The sequence below is a fragment of the Acidithiobacillus marinus genome, from assembly GCF_002847505.1.
Lineage (GTDB): Bacteria > Pseudomonadota > Gammaproteobacteria > Acidithiobacillales > Acidithiobacillaceae > Acidithiobacillus > Acidithiobacillus marinus.
In genome coordinates this window covers 158944-174236 of sequence record NZ_MXAV01000004.1, presented here as the reverse complement: position 1 = coordinate 174236, position 15293 = coordinate 158944, and the positions used below count along the sequence as shown (strand labels likewise).

Below are 15293 nucleotides of genomic sequence, written 5' to 3'. Positions count from 1 at the left end.
CTTAAGAAACCACACAGAGTACTTCACCACCAATCCCGGCGCTACGCGCCGCACGATCAGTCATGATGCCCTGTGATGTGGAAATAATGGCAATTCCGAAGCCATCCCGAACTCTGGGAAGTTCTTCAGCGCCCCGATAAATCCGTACACCCGGTCGACTTACCCGCCGGATCTCGGCAATCACGCCCGAACCGGCATAATATTTGAGTGTCAAATTCAACACGGGATGTCCATCCAGTGTTTCCTCGCGGAAATCGCTTACATACCCTTCTTCTACCAGAACCCGAGCAATAGCCCGTTTCAGTTTTGAAGCTGGAATTAATACTTTTGCCTTGTTGACTTGTTGCGCATTACGAATGCGCGTAAGCATATCAGCAATAGGGTCCGTTACGCTCATCGTGTTTCCTCACCAACTCGCTTTAACAATACCGGGAATCGAACCCGCCGAAGCATGCTTACGCAAGCACAAACGGCAAAGACCAAACTTCCGATAGTAACCACGTGAACGTCCGCACAATTTGCAACGGTGGTACGCACGCACCTTAAACTTGGGGGTCCTTTCGGACTTTGCAATCAATGATTTTTTTGCCACGCGTCAAACTCCCTTCAAGACCGGAAGGGCATCTTGAAGGCTTTTAACAGCCCAAGGCCCTCTTCATCATTCTTGGCGGTGGTAGTGAACACCACGTCCAACCCGCGCAAACGATCAATTTTATCATATTCAATTTCCGGGAATATGATCTGTTCTTTCACACCCAGGGTGTAATTACCACGACCATCAAAGGACTTGGGTGAGAGACCACGAAAATCGCGAATCCGGGGAATAGCCACGGTCACCAGGCGATCCAGAAATTCATACATAACCATACCACGCAGAGTCACCATGCAACCGATGGGGTAGCCGTCACGAATCTTGAAAGCGGCCACTGATTTGCGTGCGCGGGTAACTACTGGTTTTTGACCCGCGATCTTGGTCATATCACCAACCGCAGCCTCTAGAATCTTTTTGTCCCCGACTGCTTCACCCACACCCATGTTCAAGGTGATTTTTTGGATTTTGGGAACTTCCATCACGCTTTGATAACCGAAATCCTGCATCAGCTTGGGTGCGATGGCGCTTTTGTACAAAGTATGCAAACGTGCTTCCATTTTATATTTTACCCTTAACGGCCGCTGATAACTTCGCCGTTGCTTTTGAACACCCGAACCTTGCGTTCACCTTCCAGGACTTTATATCCTATCCTGTCAGCAGTGCCAGCAGTGGCATTGAATACAGCTACATTGGAAATGTGCAAAGGTGCTTCTTTCTCAACAATACCACCCGGCTTGCCCATACGATCAGGACGCACGTGACGTTTGATCATGTTCACCTTCTCAACCAAAACACGGGACTCTTTGCGAAGGACTTTAAGCACCTTACCACGTTTGCCTTTGTCTTTTCCCGCCAGAATCACGACCTCGTCATCCTTACGTAACTTCACCATGGTCATCCCCTACAGCACTTCAGGCGCTAATGAAATAATTTTCATGAAATTTGCCCCGCGCAATTCACGGGTCACAGGGCCAAAGATACGGGTGCCTATAGGCTGCAGCTGATTATTCAGCAGTACCGCAGCATTGGTATCGAAGCGAATAAGAGAACCATCTTCACGACGGACGCCTTTCCGCGTACGAACCACCAACGCATTGTAGACATCACCCTTTTTGACTTTTCCCCTCGGGACCGCATCCTTGATACTGACTTTAATAACGTCGCCAATATCCGCATAGCGCCGATGCGAACCACCCAGAACCTTGATACACATGACTTCGCGCGCACCACTATTATCTGCAACGCTCAACCGGGTCTGCATCTGTATCATGCGTTATCTCCTTCACGAATGCCCTGACTGAGGACATTGACCAGACGCCAGCTTTTGGTCTTGGATAAAGGCCGACATTCTTCAATTTTTACCGTGTCGCCAATGTGACAGCTATTATCTGCGTCATGAGCATGAAATTTTTTGGAGCGACGAATATATTTTTTATAGAGAGGGTGCTGTATGCGTCTCTCTACCAACACCACAATGGTCTTATCCATTCGATCACTGACTACCGTGCCGACAAGACTGCGGGGATTTTTTGATTCACTCATTATTGCACTCCCTTCTTGGCACTTATTACTGTCCGCACCCGGGCAATATCTCTGCGCACAGTCCGCAAACGCGTGGTCTTAGCTAATTGGCCAGTGGCATGCTGCATCCGAAGCTTGAATTGCTCCTCCAACAACAGCATCAGCTCAGCCTGGCAACCCGCCAGATCCATCTTATGTATTTCTTGTGCTTTCATCCCATCACCCGCCGACTCACAAATACGGTCTGCACCGGAAGTTTGGCTGCTCCCAAAGCAAATGCTTCGCGTGCAACTTCCTCACTGACACCTTCCATTTCATACAGCATTTTTCCTGGCTGGATCAGCGCGACCCAATATTCCGGATTACCTTTTCCCTTACCCATACGGACTTCAGCCGGTTTTTTACTGATCGGTTTATCCGGGAAAATACGAATCCAAATGCGTCCACCACGTTTCACATGACGACTGATAGCACGACGCGCCGCTTCCAGCTGACGGGCAGTAATACGGCCACGGCCAACTGCCTTAAGGCCAAACTCACCAAAGCTGACCTTGTTGCCACGCGTCGCCATTCCGCGATTGCGTCCTTTATGTTGTTTCCGAAACTTCGTACGTTTAGGCTGCAGCATCAGAAGCTCCTATCACTTCTGGTGAGCAGCGGCATTTTGCACCGTGCTCCATTCCAGAATCTCGCCTTTAAAAATCCATACCTTGACGCCAATGATGCCGTAGGTTGTCTTGGCCTCAGCAAATCCATAGTCGATATCTGCCCGCAAAGTGTGCAAAGGCACCCGGCCTTCACGATACCATTCGGTACGGGCAATCTCGGCACCGCCCAGACGGCCTGCGCAATTGATGCGCATACCCAAGGCACCAAAGCGCATGGCATTTGTCACCGCGCGCTTCATAGCCCTGCGGAACATGATCCGGCGCTCTAATTGCTGCGCCACACTTTCGGCTACCAATTGCGCATCAAGTTCCGGCTTGCGTATTTCTTCCACATTGATGTGTACCGGCACACCCATGCGTTTCTGCACATCATGGCGGAGCTTCTCGATATCCTCGCCTTTCTTACCGATCACAATGCCGGGGCGGGCAGTATGTACAGTGATCCGTGCGCTGCGCGCAGGACGCTCAATGATGATGTCAGAAACCGCACCACCAGAAAGACGATTGCGAATAAACTGACGGATTTTAATGTCTTCCAGCAGTTTTTCCTGGAAATCGCCCTTCCCGTACCAGCGGGAGTTCCAATTCTTAATGATTCCCAGACGCAGTCCGACTGGATTGGTTTTTTGTCCCATAGCTTCCTCAGTTAACTCTCTGCGACCACAATCGTAATATGGCTGGTCCTTTTCAGGATCCGGGAGCCCCGACCTTTTGCCCGAGCCGCAAAGCGCTTCAGTACCGCACCACCGTCAATCAAGATCTGTTCGACGTAAAGAGCGTCCACATCGGCACCTTCATTGTTTTCAGCATTGGCAATAGCAGATTCCAGGCACTTGCGAATCGGTAATGCCGCTTTCTTGTTAGTGAACTGCAAAATCTCCAGAGCCTTGTCGACGGGCTTGCCACGCACCAGATCAGCAACCAAGCGCGCCTTCTGCGGAGACATCTGAAGTCCTTTGAGTACCGCTGATGATTTCATCCTTATCCCCTTTTAGCGCTTGGCTTTTTTGTCAGCCACATGACCTTTGAAGGTCCGGGTCAAGGCAAATTCACCGAGCTTATGGCCTACCATATTCTCGTTGACCACTACGGGAATATGCTGACGACCATTATGAACACTGATGGTCAGACCGATGAAGTCAGGCGTGATCGTGGAGCGGCGCGACCAGGTTTTGATCGGACGCCGACTACTACTCGCCTGAGCACTTTGTACTTTACGGTCCAGATGCTCATCAATGAACGGACCTTTTTTAATGGAACGTGGCACGTCAAATCCCCTTTACCACTAACGCGAACGACGCCGTACAATCATATTGCTTGTACGCTTGTTTTTACGGGTACGATACCCTTTGGTCGGCTGCCCCCATGGCGAAACCGGATGACGACCACCAGAGGTGCGGCCTTCACCACCACCGTGAGGATGGTCTACTGGATTCATGACCACACCACGTACGGTAGGACGCACACCACGCCAACGGGTCGCACCTGCCTTACCCAATTGTTGAGAGCCGTGTTCTTCGTTACCGACCTCGCCAATGGTAGCGCGGCAGGATACATGAATTCGCCGAACTTCACCAGAGCGTAAACGCAATTGCGCATATTCACCGTCACGAGCCATGAGCTGTGCAGAAGCACCGGCGGAGCGGGCTATCTGACCACCCTTGCCAGGGCGCATTTCAATATTGTGCACCACCGAGCCCACAGGAATGCCACGCAAGGGCATGCAGTTACCTGGCTTGATGGGTGTCTGATCGGCAGAAAGAATGGGATCGCCAACATTCATGCCTTTGGTGGCAAGAATGTAACGGCGTTCACCATCCACATAACATATCAAAGCAATGTGGGCGGAACGATTGGGATCATACTCCAGACGTTCCACCTTACCAGGAACATCAAATTTATTACGCTTGAAATCAATCAGCCGATAGTGGGATTTGTGCCCCCCGCCCTGATGCCGACGGGTAATGCGTCCGTGGTTATTCCGACCGCCACTATGAGATTGTGACTCCACCAGCCCCGGATACGGATCGCCCTTGTGCAGGCGGGAATCCACGCTTTTGACGACAAAACGTCGGCCGGCAGAGGTGGGTTTAGTTTTAATCAGTGCCATTTTTCAGATCCTTTCCTCAGGCCACGCCGTAGTCGATGCTATTGCCTTCAGCCAGACGTACATAAGCCTTCTTCCAGGAAGAGCGACGACCGACATGACGACCCATGCGCTTTTCCTTGCCCATGTAGTTACAGGTTTGAACAGACAACACCTGAACTTCAAAAAGTTTTTCTACGGCAGCCTTGATTTCCAGTTTGGTGGAATCCCGCGCTACTTTAAACACAAACTGGTTAGCCTTCTGCTGAACCATGGTGCTTTTTTCACTGATGACGGGTGCCAACAAGACCAGATATTTACGTTCCGCATTCATCCGTACACCTCACCTAATTTCATGACCGCATCCTGATCCATCAGGACGCGACCATACTGGAGCAGATCTGCAGGACCGATATCCTGCCAACCTGCAATGCCGACCCTGGGAAAATTGCGCAGGCTCAGAAACAGATTGATCGGAACTTCGCCCATCACCAAGAGAAAGTCCGTACCACCGGCACGTTCAATCCATTCACGGGCATTTTTGCTCCGGGCCTCTGCAAAATCCTCCTGCTGGATGACCTGCAGACGTCCTTGGCGCATCAACTCCGCCAAGACAGTGCGCATCGCACCGGCCCACATTTTTTTGTTGATCTTTTGCTGGTAGTTTTCACCACCAGCAGGAAACACGCGACCACCGCCACGCCATATCGGACTGCGAATCGTGCCAGCACGAGCGCGACCCGTACCTTTTTGTTTCCAAGGCTTACGACCACCGCCACGCACTGCGGATCGATTTTTCTGGTGCGCGGTAGCGGCCCGCATGCCCGCATGCTGAGCCACGACCACCTGATGCAGCAGTGCTTCGTTGTAAGGCACGTCAAACACACCATCAGCCACTTCAATGGCAGTATTTTTGCCGCTGCTGATTTCAAGACTTTGGACTTGCATGTTTATCTCTCCTAACCGCGCACTGCCGGACGCACAATGACGTCAGCATCACGCGCACCGGGCACCGCACCCTTGATCATCAGCAATTGTCTGGCTTCATCAATGCGCACCAACTCCAGATTAAGGGTGGTCACCTGTTCATCACCCAGATGTCCAGCCATTTTCTTACCTTTAAAAACGCGGCCGGGAGTCTGACGACAGCCAATGGATCCAGGTGCATTGTGAGCGCGTGAGTTACCGTGACTGGCGCGGTTACTGCGGAAGTTATGACGTTTGATGGCACCTGCAAAGCCTTTACCTTTACTGGTTCCAGTAACGTCAACCTTCTGTCCGGCACTAAAAATATCCAGGCCAATCTCGGCGCCCTGGGTATAGCTGCCTGTGTCCTCAATGCGAAATTCCCTGAGCAGACGACCGGGAACAACGCCACTTTTACGGAAATGACCTGCCAAGGCAGAGGTGACCCGTTGTGGACGACGCTCACCACAAGCTACCTGCACTGCACAGTAACCATCCGTGGCGATATCTTTAATCTGTGTCACCCGGTTAGGTGCCACATGAATGACGGTTACCGGCAACACCCGACCGTCATCCGAGAGGATGCGTGTCATGCCCACTTTCCGTCCGATCAGACCCATTACCATTTTCTTGTCCTTTCTAACAATTACAGCTTGATCTCGACATCGACACCCGCTGCAAGATCCAACTTGATCAGCGCATCCACGGTTTTATCATTGGGATCAAGGATGTCGAGCAAACGCTTATGCGTCCGCTGTTCAAACTGATCGCGTGCATTTTTGTCCACATGGGGTGAACGCAGCACAGTAAACCGTTCAATTTTGGTAGGCAACGGTATTGGGCCACAGACCCGCGCACCAGTCCGTCGCGCAGTTTCGACGATTTCCGCAGCAGAAATATCCAACATGCGGTAATCAAAGGATTTCAGACGAATACGAATTTTTGAGCTATCCATTATTCGACCACCTTGGAAACCACGCCGGCGCCCACCGTACGGCCACCTTCACGCACCGCAAAGCGCAAGCCTTCTTCCATCGCGATGGGGGCAATCAGGGCCACCTTGAACAAAATATTGTCGCCCGGCATGACCATCTCTACACCTTCCGGCAATTCCACCGCGCCCGTCACGTCCGTCGTGCGGAAGTAGAACTGCGGACGGTAGCCATTGAAGAACGGGGTATGACGGCCGCCTTCTTCCTTGGACAATACGTACACTTCTGCTTCAAAACGGGTGTGCGGCTTGATGCTGCCGGGCTTGGCCAACACCTGCCCACGTTCGACGTCGTCTTTCTTGGTGCCGCGCAGTAGCACGCCGACGTTGTCGCCCGCCTGACCCTGATCCAGAATCTTCCGGAACATTTCTACACCGGTCACAATGCTCTTGGCGGTGTCGCGGATGCCGATGATTTCAATTTCATCGCCCACCTTGACAATGCCGCGCTCAATACGCCCTGTCACCACAGTGCCGCGCCCGGAGATGGAGAATACGTCTTCAATGGGCATCAGGAAGGGCTTGTCCACCGGACGTTCCGGCAACGGGATGTAGCTGTCCAGGGCGTCCGCCAGCTTGAAGATGGCCGGCTCACCGATGTCGCTCTGATCCCCTTCCAGGGCCTTGAGGGCGGAGCCAATCACGACCGGGATGTCGTCACCCGGGAAGTCGTACTTGGACAGGAGCTCGCGCACTTCCATTTCCACCAGTTCCAGCAGCTCGGCGTCATCTACCATGTCAGCCTTGTTCAGGAAGACAACAATGTAGGGTACGCCTACCTGACGCGCCAGCAGGATGTGTTCGCGAGTCTGGGGCATGGGGCCGTCAGCCGCTGAGCACACCAGAATCGCGCCGTCCATCTGTGCGGCTCCGGTGATCATGTTCTTGACGTAGTCAGCGTGTCCCGGGCAGTCCACATGGGCGTAGTGACGAGTGTCTGTCTCGTACTCTACGTGTGAGGTCGCGATCGTGATACCACGCGCCCGCTCTTCCGGGGCGTTGTCAATCTGATCATAGGCCCTTACTTCGCCTCCAAACTTCGTCGACAGCACCTTCGTCAGCGCCGCCGTCAATGTGGTCTTCCCATGGTCCACGTGACCAATCGTTCCCACGTTTACATGCGGCTTCGTCCGCTCAAATTTCCCTTTGGACATCTTGAACTCTCCCGTTACGACTAGCGCTGACTTTTCTTGACAATAGCCTCGGCCACATGGCCGGGGACTTCCATATACTTCTCAAACTGCATGGTGTAGGTGGCGCGACCCTGCGAAAGCGAACGCACGGTGGTGGCATAACCAAACATTTCCGACAACGGCACTTCACAGCGAATCACCTTAGCGCCCGCTTCATCTTCCATGCCCTGCATCATGCCGCGCCGACTATTGATGTCGCCGATGATGTCACCCATGTATTCTTCTGGTGTCACCACTTCAACAGCAAATATCGGTTCAAGCAGGACGGGATTGGCTTTTGCGGCACCCGCCTTGAAACCCATGGAACCCGCTATCTTGAAGGCCGCTTCCGATGAGTCGACATCATGGTACGAACCATCAAATATAGTGACCTTGACGTCCACCACAGGGAAGCCGGCGATGATACCATTTTCGAGGGCTTCTTCAACACCTTTTTCGGTCGGACCGATAAATTCTTTAGGAACCGTGCCGCCCACTACAGCATTTTCGAAAATAAAGCCGCTGCCTGGCTCCAGGGGTTCCAGACGCAGCCAGACGTGACCGTATTGTCCACGACCTCCAGACTGCCGAACAAATTTTCCTTCAGACTCAACCGACCTACGGATCGTTTCACGATAAGCAACTTGGGGTGCACCGACAGTGGCTTCGACGTTGAATTCCCGCTTCATGCGGTCGACAATAATCTCCAGATGCAACTCACCCATACCGGAAATGATGGTCTGGCCTGACTCCTGGTCGGTGCGCACCCGGAACGAAGGATCTTCCTGGGCTAACTTACCCAGAGCAATTCCCATTTTTTCCTGGTCGGCCTTGGTTTTTGGCTCCACGGCAACATGAATCACCGGCTCCGGAAATTCCATCTGCTCCAAGGAAATCGGTTTATTGAGATCGCAGAGGGTGTCACCGGTGTAAGCGGTTTTCAATCCTACTGCTGCAGCGATATCGCCGGCCAGAACCTCTTTGATTTCATGACGTTCATTGGCATGCATCTGCAATACGCGACCAATACGTTCTTTCTGATTGCGACCAGGATTCAACACGGTTGAACCTGCGGCCAATACCCCAGAATACACCCGGAAAAAAGTCAACTGACCAACAAAGGGGTCGGTGGCGATTTTAAATGCCAAAGCCGAAAAAGGTTCTTCATCATCTGCTGAGCGCAGAACCTCCACGCCAGAATCCGGATCAACGCCGACCACCGCCTCAATATCAATCGGTGACGGAAGATAATCAAGAACGGCGTCCAGCGCGGCTTGAACGCCCTTATTTTTAAAAGCACTACCACAAAGTACCGGCACCACGTTGCCAGAGATGGTTGCCTTGCGCAGGGCCGCCTGCAACTCGGGAATGGTGATTTCTTCACCTTCCAGATATTTCATCATGATGTCTTCGTCGGCATCGGCAATGGCTTCGACCATGAAATGCCGGGCAGCTTCCGCTTCCTCGCGCATATCGGCAGGTATTTCCTCTTCGGTAAACCGCGTTCCCTGAAGCGCATCATCCCAATTGATGGACTTCATTTTCATCAGGTCAATAACGCCTTTGAAGCGATCTTCTTCACCAATGGGCAACTGAATCGGGACCGGATTACCCTTCAGCCGAGCCTCAATCTGTTCCACGACCCGTTTGAAGTTCGCCCCCTGACGATCCATCTTGTTCACAAAAGCAATACGGGGAACCTTGTATTTGTTGGCCTGACGCCATACGGTTTCAGACTGGGGCTGCACCCCGCCTACCGCACAGAAAACCGCCATGGCACCGTCCAGGACCCGCAAGGAGCGCTCCACCTCGATGGTAAAGTCCACGTGTCCGGGGGTATCAATGATGTTGATGCGGTGTTCCGCACGTTGCCCATCCATGCCTTTCCAGAAACAGGTGGTGGCTGCCGAGGTGATGGTGATCCCGCGCTCCTGCTCCTGGGCCATCCAGTCCATGACGGCGGTACCCTCATGCACTTCGCCTATCTTGTGGGACACACCTGTGTAAAACAAGATACGCTCAGTGGTAGTCGTTTTGCCGGCATCAATGTGCGCCATAATGCCGATATTGCGATAACGTTCAATGGGGGTCGTGCGAGCCACAGTTTAGTCCTTTTGGTTCAGAGTCCGGTCAATTACCAGCGGAAATGGGCAAAAGCCTTGTTGGCTTCGGCCATGCGATGGGTTTCTTCCCGCTTGCGCACGGCGTTACCACGATTTTCTGCGGCTTCCAGAATTTCGGCAGCCAGTCGGTTGCCCATGGATTTTTCGTTACGCTTGCGCGCCGAGTCACGTAACCAGCGCATGGCCAATGCCATTCTGCGGTCTGAGCGTATTTCTACCGGGACCTGATAGGTGGCACCACCTACGCGGCGGCTCTTCACTTCTACCACCGGACGAACGTTGTCGATGGCCTTGCGGAATACTTCGAGCGCATCATTCTTGCTGCGCTCCGCCACCATATCGAGGGCACCATAAACGATTTTTTCCGCCGTACTTTTTTTACCGTCACGCATCATGACATTGGCAAATTTGGCGATGATTTCTTCTTTATATTTAGGATCCGGTAGAACAATCCGCTTGGGGACTTCACGACGTCTGGGCATGGCGCAACAACTCCTTCAATTTTGCTTATTTGGGACGCTTGGCGCCGTACTTGGAGCGGGACTGTTTGCGGTTTTTCACGCCAGCAGTATCCAGGGTACCACGCACAATATGATAACGAACGCCGGGCAAATCCTTGACACGACCACCACGGATCAATACCACCGAGTGTTCCTGCAGGTTATGGCCTTCACCAGGAATGTAGCTACTGACCTCAAAACCATTCGTCAGACGCACACGGGCGACCTTACGCAAAGCCGAGTTCGGCTTTTTTGGTGTTGTGGTGTACACACGGGTGCACACTCCACGCTTTTGTGGATTCGCATCCAGGGCTGGCACCTTACTTTTGGCGACAGGCCGCTTGCGTGGCTTGCGCACGAGTTGATTTAATGTGGGCATTTACAATCTCCAGAGTACGATGATGGCACCCAGCCTCACCGATGAGAGGGCGCATTCTAGTGAGGCTTGCCCTGACTGTCAAGGCAAGCCTCGGACATACCTTACAAAATTACGAGCTTTCGCTATCCAGCAGTGTTTCTGTCAGCACTGCAGCTGATTCTGTCACGGTGCTGAGGCTTTCGCCGCGATTCAAGCGCCGCCGGTGTTCGTGATAAGCCAGACCGGTACCTGCAGGAACCAGACGCCCCACAATGACATTTTCCTTGAGGCCTCGCAGGTCATCCAGTTTTCCGGAAACCGCCGCTTCGGTCAGAACGCGGGTGGTTTCCTGGAAGCTTGCCGCCGATATGAAGGACTCGGTAGACAAGCTGGCTTTGGTAATACCCAGCAACATGGGGTTAAAGCGAGCGACTTCCTTACCTTCCCGTTCCAGCTGGAAATTTTCGTCTTCCACCCGTGCCCGATCGACCTGATCTCCGGGGATAAAGGTGCCATCCCCACTGGACGTTACTTCCACCCGACGCAGCATCTGTCGGAGAATCACTTCGATGTGCTTGTCATTAATCCGCACGCCCTGCAGACGATACACGTCCTGGACTTCGTCGACGATGTAATTGGCGAGGGCCTGGACACCCAGTACCCGCAAGATGTCGTGGGGCACCGGTTGCCCTTCTACCAGCTGCTCACCGGGAACCACACGCTCACCCTCGTACACGGTAACGTGACGTCCCTTGGGAATCAGATACTCGTGCTGGTCGCCATTTTCATCCGTAATAATGAGACGCTGTTTGCCCTTGGTATCCTTGCCAAATCCGATAATGCCTTCGTGTTCTGCAATAATCGCGAAATCCTTGGGACGCCGGGCTTCGAACAATTCGGCCACACGTGGCAAACCACCCGTAATATCACGGGTTTTTGTGGTACCAGCAGGAAGCCTGGCAAGAATGTCTCCCGGGAAAATTTCCATACCTTCCTGAACAGCGATAATGGCTCTGGCGGGCAGGAAATAACGGGCCGGCAGATCGGTACCAGGAAGCTTCAGGTCCTGGCCTTTTTCGTCGAGGATACTAATGACCGGGCGCAAGTCCCGACCATGAGCGGGGCGCTGCTTGGTGTCAATCACCATCAAGGTCGACAACCCGGTGATTTCATCGGTCTGAATGGCGACACTGGCCCCTTCCACCGCATCCTTGAGGGAGATCCTACCGCCCACTTCACTGACAATCGGACGGGTGTGGGGATCCCATTCCGCTACCCGCATGCCAGCAGTCACCGGGGCATTATCACTCACCAATAGAGTGGCGCCATAGGGCATCTTGTAGCGTTCTTTTTCACGGCCCTGCTCGTCAGTCACCGTGACTTCACCATTGCGGCCAACTACCACATGACGTCCACTCGCATGCGTCACCACGCGCAGATTGGCCTGATAGTGGAATACTCCGCCCTGCTTCACATCCAGACTGCTCTGGGCGGCAGAACGACTGGCTGCACCACCGATGTGGAAGGTTCGCATGGTCAGCTGGGTGCCCGGCTCACCAATGGACTGTGCGGCTATCACCCCAACCGCCTCACCGGCGTTGACCAGATGCCCCCGGGCCAGATCGCGGCCATAGCAGAGAGCGCAAACTCCATGCCGGGAATGGCAGGTCAACGGCGAGCGCACTTTCAGGCCATCTACACCTAATTCATCCAGCTGACCCAGATGCTGTTCGGTCAACAGGGTGTTACGGGCGATGACAATCTCTCCGGTATTGGGATGCACCAGATCTTCGGCTATAACCCGACCAAGTACCCGATCACGCAAGGGTTCAATGACTTCACCCCCTTCCACCAGCGAAGTCATGGGCAGACCATCTTCCGAGCCACAATCGTGCTCGACTACCACCAGATCCTGGGTCACATCCACTAACCGACGGGTCAGATAACCCGAATTAGCGGTTTTCAGCGCGGTATCCGCCAAGCCTTTCCGTGCGCCGTGGGTGGATATGAAGTACTGCAGCACGTTGAGACCTTCACGGAAATTCGCCGTAATGGGTGTCTCGATAATCGAACCATCTGGTTTGGCCATCAGCCCGCGCATACCCGCCAACTGGCGAATCTGTGCAGCAGAACCACGTGCGCCGGAGTCGGCCATCATGAAGATGGAGTTGAATGAATCCTGCTGTACGCTGTTTCCGTCCGGCAAAGTGACAGTTTCCTTGCTGACCCGATCCATCATGGCTTTCGCCACCTCATCGGTCGCTCTGGACCAGATATCCACCACCTTGTTATAGCGTTCACCCTCGGTAACCAGACCCGAAGTGTATTGGGCCTGTATGGCTTTTACCTCCTCTTCGGAGCGGCTCAGAATGCCTTCTTTCTCCTGCGGAGTGACCATATCTCCGGCACCAAAGGAAATGCCCGCCCGAGTAGCCATGCGGAATCCGGTGTACATGAGCTGATCCGCAAAAATGACGGTATCTTTAATACCCAAACGGCGATAACAGGTATTGATCAGTTCGCCGATCACTTTCTTCTTGAGCACCCGGTTAATGACAGTGAAAGGCAGGCCTTCGGGAAGAATATCCCCCAGCAGGGCGCGGCCAGCGGTGGTTTCGATGCGTTCTCCCCGGAAACGAACAGTGATGCGGGCGTGCAGGCCGACTTCCCCTGCATCATATGCCCGGCGCACTTCGCGAATATCGGCGAACATGCTGCCGGTGCCTTTGGCATCGGCGCGTTCCTGGCTGACATAATACAGGCCCAACACAATATCCTGTGACGGCACGATGACCGGATCACCATTGGCCGGGCTGAGAATATTGTTGGTGGACATCATCAAGGTACGGGCTTCGAGCTGGGCTTCTAGTGAAAGCGGTACGTGTACCGCCATCTGGTCACCATCAAAGTCGGCGTTATAGGCCGCACACACCAAGGGATGCAGCTGAATGGCCTTGCCTTCGATCAATACGGGCTCGAAAGCCTGGATACCCAAACGGTGGAGGGTCGGCGCACGGTTGAGCATGACCGGATGCTCACGAATGACTTCTTCAAGAATATCCCAAACTTCGGGTTTTTCCTGTTCGACCAGACGTTTGGCTGCCTTGATGGTCGTCGCCAGTCCGCGCTCTTCGAGCTTATTGAAAATGAATGGCTTGAACAGTTCGAGTGCCATTTTCTTGGGCAGACCGCACTGGTGCAGGCGCAATTCCGGTCCCACCACAATCACCGAACGACCGGAATAATCCACCCGCTTGCCCAGCAAATTCTGACGGAATCGGCCCTGCTTGCCTTTGATCATATCAGCCAGAGACTTGAGGGGCCGCTTGTTGGGACCAGAAATGGCCCGACCACGCCGGCCATTATCCAGCAGGGCATCTACTGCTTCCTGAAGCATGCGCTTTTCATTGCGGACGATGATGTCCGGTGCCTTCAGTTCGAGCAGGCGCTTGAGTCGATTGTTACGGTTAATCACCCGACGATATAGATCGTTCAGGTCAGAAGTCGCAAAACGTCCGCCGTCTAAGGGTACCAGCGGCCGCAAATCCGGCGGTAGCACCGGCAGCACTTCCATGATCATCCATTCCGGACGATTACCGGAAGACTCAAAGCCTTCCAGAATTTTCAGGCGCTTGCTCAGCTTTTTGGTCTTGGTGTCGGAGTTGCTCTCGCGCAGTTCATTACGAATCCGCTCGATTTCCTGCACCAGAGGAATGCCCCGGAGCAGATCACGAATGCCTTCCGCACCCATCTTGGCCACGAACTCATCCCCATGTTCTTCCAGGGCATCGAGGTACTGGTCCTCACTCATGATCAGGCCGCGTTCGAGGGCCGTCACACCGGGATCCACCACCACATAGGCTTCAAAGTACAGGACTCGTTCAATATCCCGCAACGGCATATCGAGAATCATGCCCATCCGGCTGGGCAGGGACTTGAGGAACCAGATATGCGCGACCGGACTGGCCAATTCAATATGGCCCATACGCTCGCGGCGCACCCGCGCCTGGGTGACTTCGACGCCGCATTTTTCGCAGACCACACCCCGGTGTTTGAGACGCTTGTACTTGCCACACAAACATTCGTAGTCCTTGATCGGTCCGAATATCTTGGCGCAGAACAAGCCTTCCCGCTCAGGTTTGAAGGTGCGGTAATTAATGGTTTCGGGCTTTTTTACTTCCCCAAATGACCAGGAACGCACCTTGTCCGGAGAGGCTATGCCAATCCGTATGGCATCAAATTCTTCCTGCTGATCGTTTTGTTTGAAGAGCTTCAGTAAGTCTTTCAACGCATCCATCCTTGCCCGCCCGGGGCGG

21 protein-coding genes are annotated in these 15293 nt (G+C 53.5%); all 21 read right to left on the bottom strand.

The genetic code is table 11. From position 1 onward, the window contains the following. Position 1: 1 nt before the first annotated feature. The 21 genes from rpsH to rpoC all read right to left on the bottom strand — a co-directional run bounded on the left by rpsH (position 2) and on the right by rpoC (position 15265). Positions 2 to 397: a 30S ribosomal protein S8 gene (gene rpsH / locus B1757_RS01505; protein WP_101536634.1), complete on the bottom strand. Its 396-nt coding sequence runs from the start codon at positions 395 to 397 to the stop codon at positions 2 to 4. Between the two features lie 9 nt (positions 398 to 406). Beyond that, entirely contained in the window at positions 407 to 592 is a 186-nt protein-coding gene (locus B1757_RS01500) for a type Z 30S ribosomal protein S14 (protein ID WP_010639684.1), read from the bottom strand. A 14-nt stretch (positions 593 to 606) separates the two neighbouring features. After that, on the bottom strand, positions 607 to 1149 hold the full coding sequence (gene rplE / locus B1757_RS01495; protein ID WP_101536633.1) for a 50S ribosomal protein L5: 543 nt from the start codon (positions 1147 to 1149) through the stop codon (positions 607 to 609). A gap of 14 nt (positions 1150 to 1163) precedes the next feature. Continuing rightward, positions 1164 to 1484 carry a 50S ribosomal protein L24 gene (gene rplX, locus B1757_RS01490; RefSeq protein WP_101536747.1) on the bottom strand — a complete coding sequence of 107 codons (321 nt, stop codon included), beginning with the start codon at positions 1482 to 1484 and terminating at the stop codon, positions 1164 to 1166. Between the two features lie 9 nt (positions 1485 to 1493). Then, complete coding sequence (gene rplN / locus B1757_RS01485) at positions 1494 to 1862, bottom strand: 50S ribosomal protein L14 (protein ID WP_010639690.1); 369 nt, start codon at positions 1860 to 1862, stop codon at positions 1494 to 1496. Continuing rightward, entirely contained in the window at positions 1859 to 2134 is a 276-nt protein-coding gene (rpsQ, locus tag B1757_RS01480; protein ID WP_101536632.1) for a 30S ribosomal protein S17, read from the bottom strand. The genes rplN and rpsQ overlap by 4 nt, the downstream gene beginning before the upstream one ends. Beyond that, positions 2134 to 2328, bottom strand: a complete 195-nt coding sequence (gene rpmC / locus B1757_RS01475; RefSeq protein WP_101536631.1) for a 50S ribosomal protein L29 — start codon at positions 2326 to 2328, stop codon at positions 2134 to 2136. Before rpmC ends, rpsQ begins: the two co-directional genes overlap by 1 nt. Further along, on the bottom strand, positions 2325 to 2741 hold the full coding sequence (gene rplP / locus B1757_RS01470) for a 50S ribosomal protein L16 (RefSeq protein WP_101536630.1): 417 nt from the start codon (positions 2739 to 2741) through the stop codon (positions 2325 to 2327). The genes rpmC and rplP overlap by 4 nt, the downstream gene beginning before the upstream one ends. Positions 2742 to 2753: 12 nt before the next feature. Next, entirely contained in the window at positions 2754 to 3416 is a 663-nt protein-coding gene (gene rpsC / locus B1757_RS01465) for a 30S ribosomal protein S3 (RefSeq protein ID WP_101536629.1), read from the bottom strand. Between the two features lie 11 nt (positions 3417 to 3427). Further along, positions 3428 to 3760 carry a 50S ribosomal protein L22 gene (rplV, locus tag B1757_RS01460; RefSeq protein WP_101536628.1) on the bottom strand — a complete coding sequence of 111 codons (333 nt, stop codon included), beginning with the start codon at positions 3758 to 3760 and terminating at the stop codon, positions 3428 to 3430. Positions 3761 to 3772: 12 nt separating this feature from the next. Further along, on the bottom strand, positions 3773 to 4048 hold the full coding sequence (gene rpsS / locus B1757_RS01455) for a 30S ribosomal protein S19 (RefSeq protein ID WP_010639699.1): 276 nt from the start codon (positions 4046 to 4048) through the stop codon (positions 3773 to 3775). A gap of 18 nt (positions 4049 to 4066) precedes the next feature. Beyond that, the gene (gene rplB / locus B1757_RS01450) at positions 4067 to 4891 is read right to left on the bottom strand and encodes a 50S ribosomal protein L2 (RefSeq protein ID WP_101536627.1); all 825 of its coding nucleotides are present in this window, start codon (positions 4889 to 4891) and stop codon (positions 4067 to 4069) included. 16 nt (positions 4892 to 4907) lie between these two features. Further along, the gene (gene rplW / locus B1757_RS01445) at positions 4908 to 5201 is read right to left on the bottom strand and encodes a 50S ribosomal protein L23 (protein WP_101536626.1); all 294 of its coding nucleotides are present in this window, start codon (positions 5199 to 5201) and stop codon (positions 4908 to 4910) included. Continuing rightward, positions 5198 to 5815, bottom strand: a complete 618-nt coding sequence (rplD, locus tag B1757_RS01440; protein WP_101536625.1) for a 50S ribosomal protein L4 — start codon at positions 5813 to 5815, stop codon at positions 5198 to 5200. Before rplD ends, rplW begins: the two co-directional genes overlap by 4 nt. 11 nt (positions 5816 to 5826) lie before the next feature. Then, positions 5827 to 6459 (bottom strand): 50S ribosomal protein L3, encoded by a 633-nt coding sequence (gene rplC, locus B1757_RS01435; RefSeq protein ID WP_101536624.1) that lies wholly within the window; start codon positions 6457 to 6459, stop codon positions 5827 to 5829. A gap of 20 nt (positions 6460 to 6479) precedes the next feature. Continuing rightward, positions 6480 to 6788, bottom strand: a complete 309-nt coding sequence (gene rpsJ, locus B1757_RS01430; RefSeq protein WP_101536623.1) for a 30S ribosomal protein S10 — start codon at positions 6786 to 6788, stop codon at positions 6480 to 6482. Beyond that, entirely contained in the window at positions 6788 to 7978 is a 1191-nt protein-coding gene (tuf, locus tag B1757_RS01425) for an elongation factor Tu (RefSeq protein WP_101536612.1), read from the bottom strand. The genes rpsJ and tuf overlap by 1 nt, the downstream gene beginning before the upstream one ends. 20 nt (positions 7979 to 7998) lie before the next feature. Then, positions 7999 to 10098: an elongation factor G gene (fusA, locus tag B1757_RS01420; RefSeq protein WP_101536622.1), complete on the bottom strand. Its 2100-nt coding sequence runs from the start codon at positions 10096 to 10098 to the stop codon at positions 7999 to 8001. A gap of 32 nt (positions 10099 to 10130) precedes the next feature. Further along, positions 10131 to 10601, bottom strand: coding sequence for a 30S ribosomal protein S7 (gene rpsG / locus B1757_RS01415; RefSeq protein WP_101536621.1), 471 nt, complete (start codon positions 10599 to 10601; stop codon positions 10131 to 10133). Positions 10602 to 10626: 25 nt separating this feature from the next. Further along, on the bottom strand, positions 10627 to 10998 hold the full coding sequence (gene rpsL / locus B1757_RS01410; RefSeq protein ID WP_010641426.1) for a 30S ribosomal protein S12: 372 nt from the start codon (positions 10996 to 10998) through the stop codon (positions 10627 to 10629). Positions 10999 to 11107: 109 nt separating this feature from the next. Beyond that, positions 11108 to 15265 carry a DNA-directed RNA polymerase subunit beta' gene (gene rpoC, locus B1757_RS01405; RefSeq protein WP_101536620.1) on the bottom strand — a complete coding sequence of 1386 codons (4158 nt, stop codon included), beginning with the start codon at positions 15263 to 15265 and terminating at the stop codon, positions 11108 to 11110. Between the last annotated feature and the right edge of the window lie 28 nt (positions 15266 to 15293).

Excerpts from the sequence above, each read along its gene's own strand:
- rplC (WP_101536624.1), bottom strand. The coding sequence starts at position 6,459 with ATGGTAATGGGTCTGATCGGACGGAAAGTGGGCATGACACGCATCCTC.
- rpsL (WP_010641426.1), bottom strand. The coding sequence starts at position 10,998 with ATGCCCACATTAAATCAACTCGTGCGCAAGCCACGCAAGCGGCCTGTC.
- tuf (WP_101536612.1), bottom strand. The coding sequence starts at position 7,978 with ATGTCCAAAGGGAAATTTGAGCGGACGAAGCCGCATGTAAACGTGGGA.
- rplX (WP_101536747.1), bottom strand. The coding sequence starts at position 1,484 with ATGGTGAAGTTACGTAAGGATGACGAGGTCGTGATTCTGGCGGGAAAA.
- rplE (WP_101536633.1), bottom strand. The coding sequence starts at position 1,149 with ATGGAAGCACGTTTGCATACTTTGTACAAAAGCGCCATCGCACCCAAG.
- rplN (WP_010639690.1), bottom strand. The coding sequence starts at position 1,862 with ATGATACAGATGCAGACCCGGTTGAGCGTTGCAGATAATAGTGGTGCG.
- rpsJ (WP_101536623.1), bottom strand. The coding sequence starts at position 6,788 with ATGGATAGCTCAAAAATTCGTATTCGTCTGAAATCCTTTGATTACCGC.
- rplW (WP_101536626.1), bottom strand. The coding sequence starts at position 5,201 with ATGAATGCGGAACGTAAATATCTGGTCTTGTTGGCACCCGTCATCAGT.
- rpmC (WP_101536631.1), bottom strand. The coding sequence starts at position 2,328 with ATGAAAGCACAAGAAATACATAAGATGGATCTGGCGGGTTGCCAGGCT.
- rpsH (WP_101536634.1), bottom strand. The coding sequence starts at position 397 with ATGAGCGTAACGGACCCTATTGCTGATATGCTTACGCGCATTCGTAAT.
- rplD (WP_101536625.1), bottom strand. The coding sequence starts at position 5,815 with ATGCAAGTCCAAAGTCTTGAAATCAGCAGCGGCAAAAATACTGCCATT.
- rpsC (WP_101536629.1), bottom strand. The coding sequence starts at position 3,416 with ATGGGACAAAAAACCAATCCAGTCGGACTGCGTCTGGGAATCATTAAG.
- rplP (WP_101536630.1), bottom strand. The coding sequence starts at position 2,741 with ATGCTGCAGCCTAAACGTACGAAGTTTCGGAAACAACATAAAGGACGC.
- rpsQ (WP_101536632.1), bottom strand. The coding sequence starts at position 2,134 with ATGAGTGAATCAAAAAATCCCCGCAGTCTTGTCGGCACGGTAGTCAGT.
- rpsG (WP_101536621.1), bottom strand. The coding sequence starts at position 10,601 with ATGCCCAGACGTCGTGAAGTCCCCAAGCGGATTGTTCTACCGGATCCT.
- rplV (WP_101536628.1), bottom strand. The coding sequence starts at position 3,760 with ATGAAATCATCAGCGGTACTCAAAGGACTTCAGATGTCTCCGCAGAAG.
- rplB (WP_101536627.1), bottom strand. The coding sequence starts at position 4,891 with ATGGCACTGATTAAAACTAAACCCACCTCTGCCGGCCGACGTTTTGTC.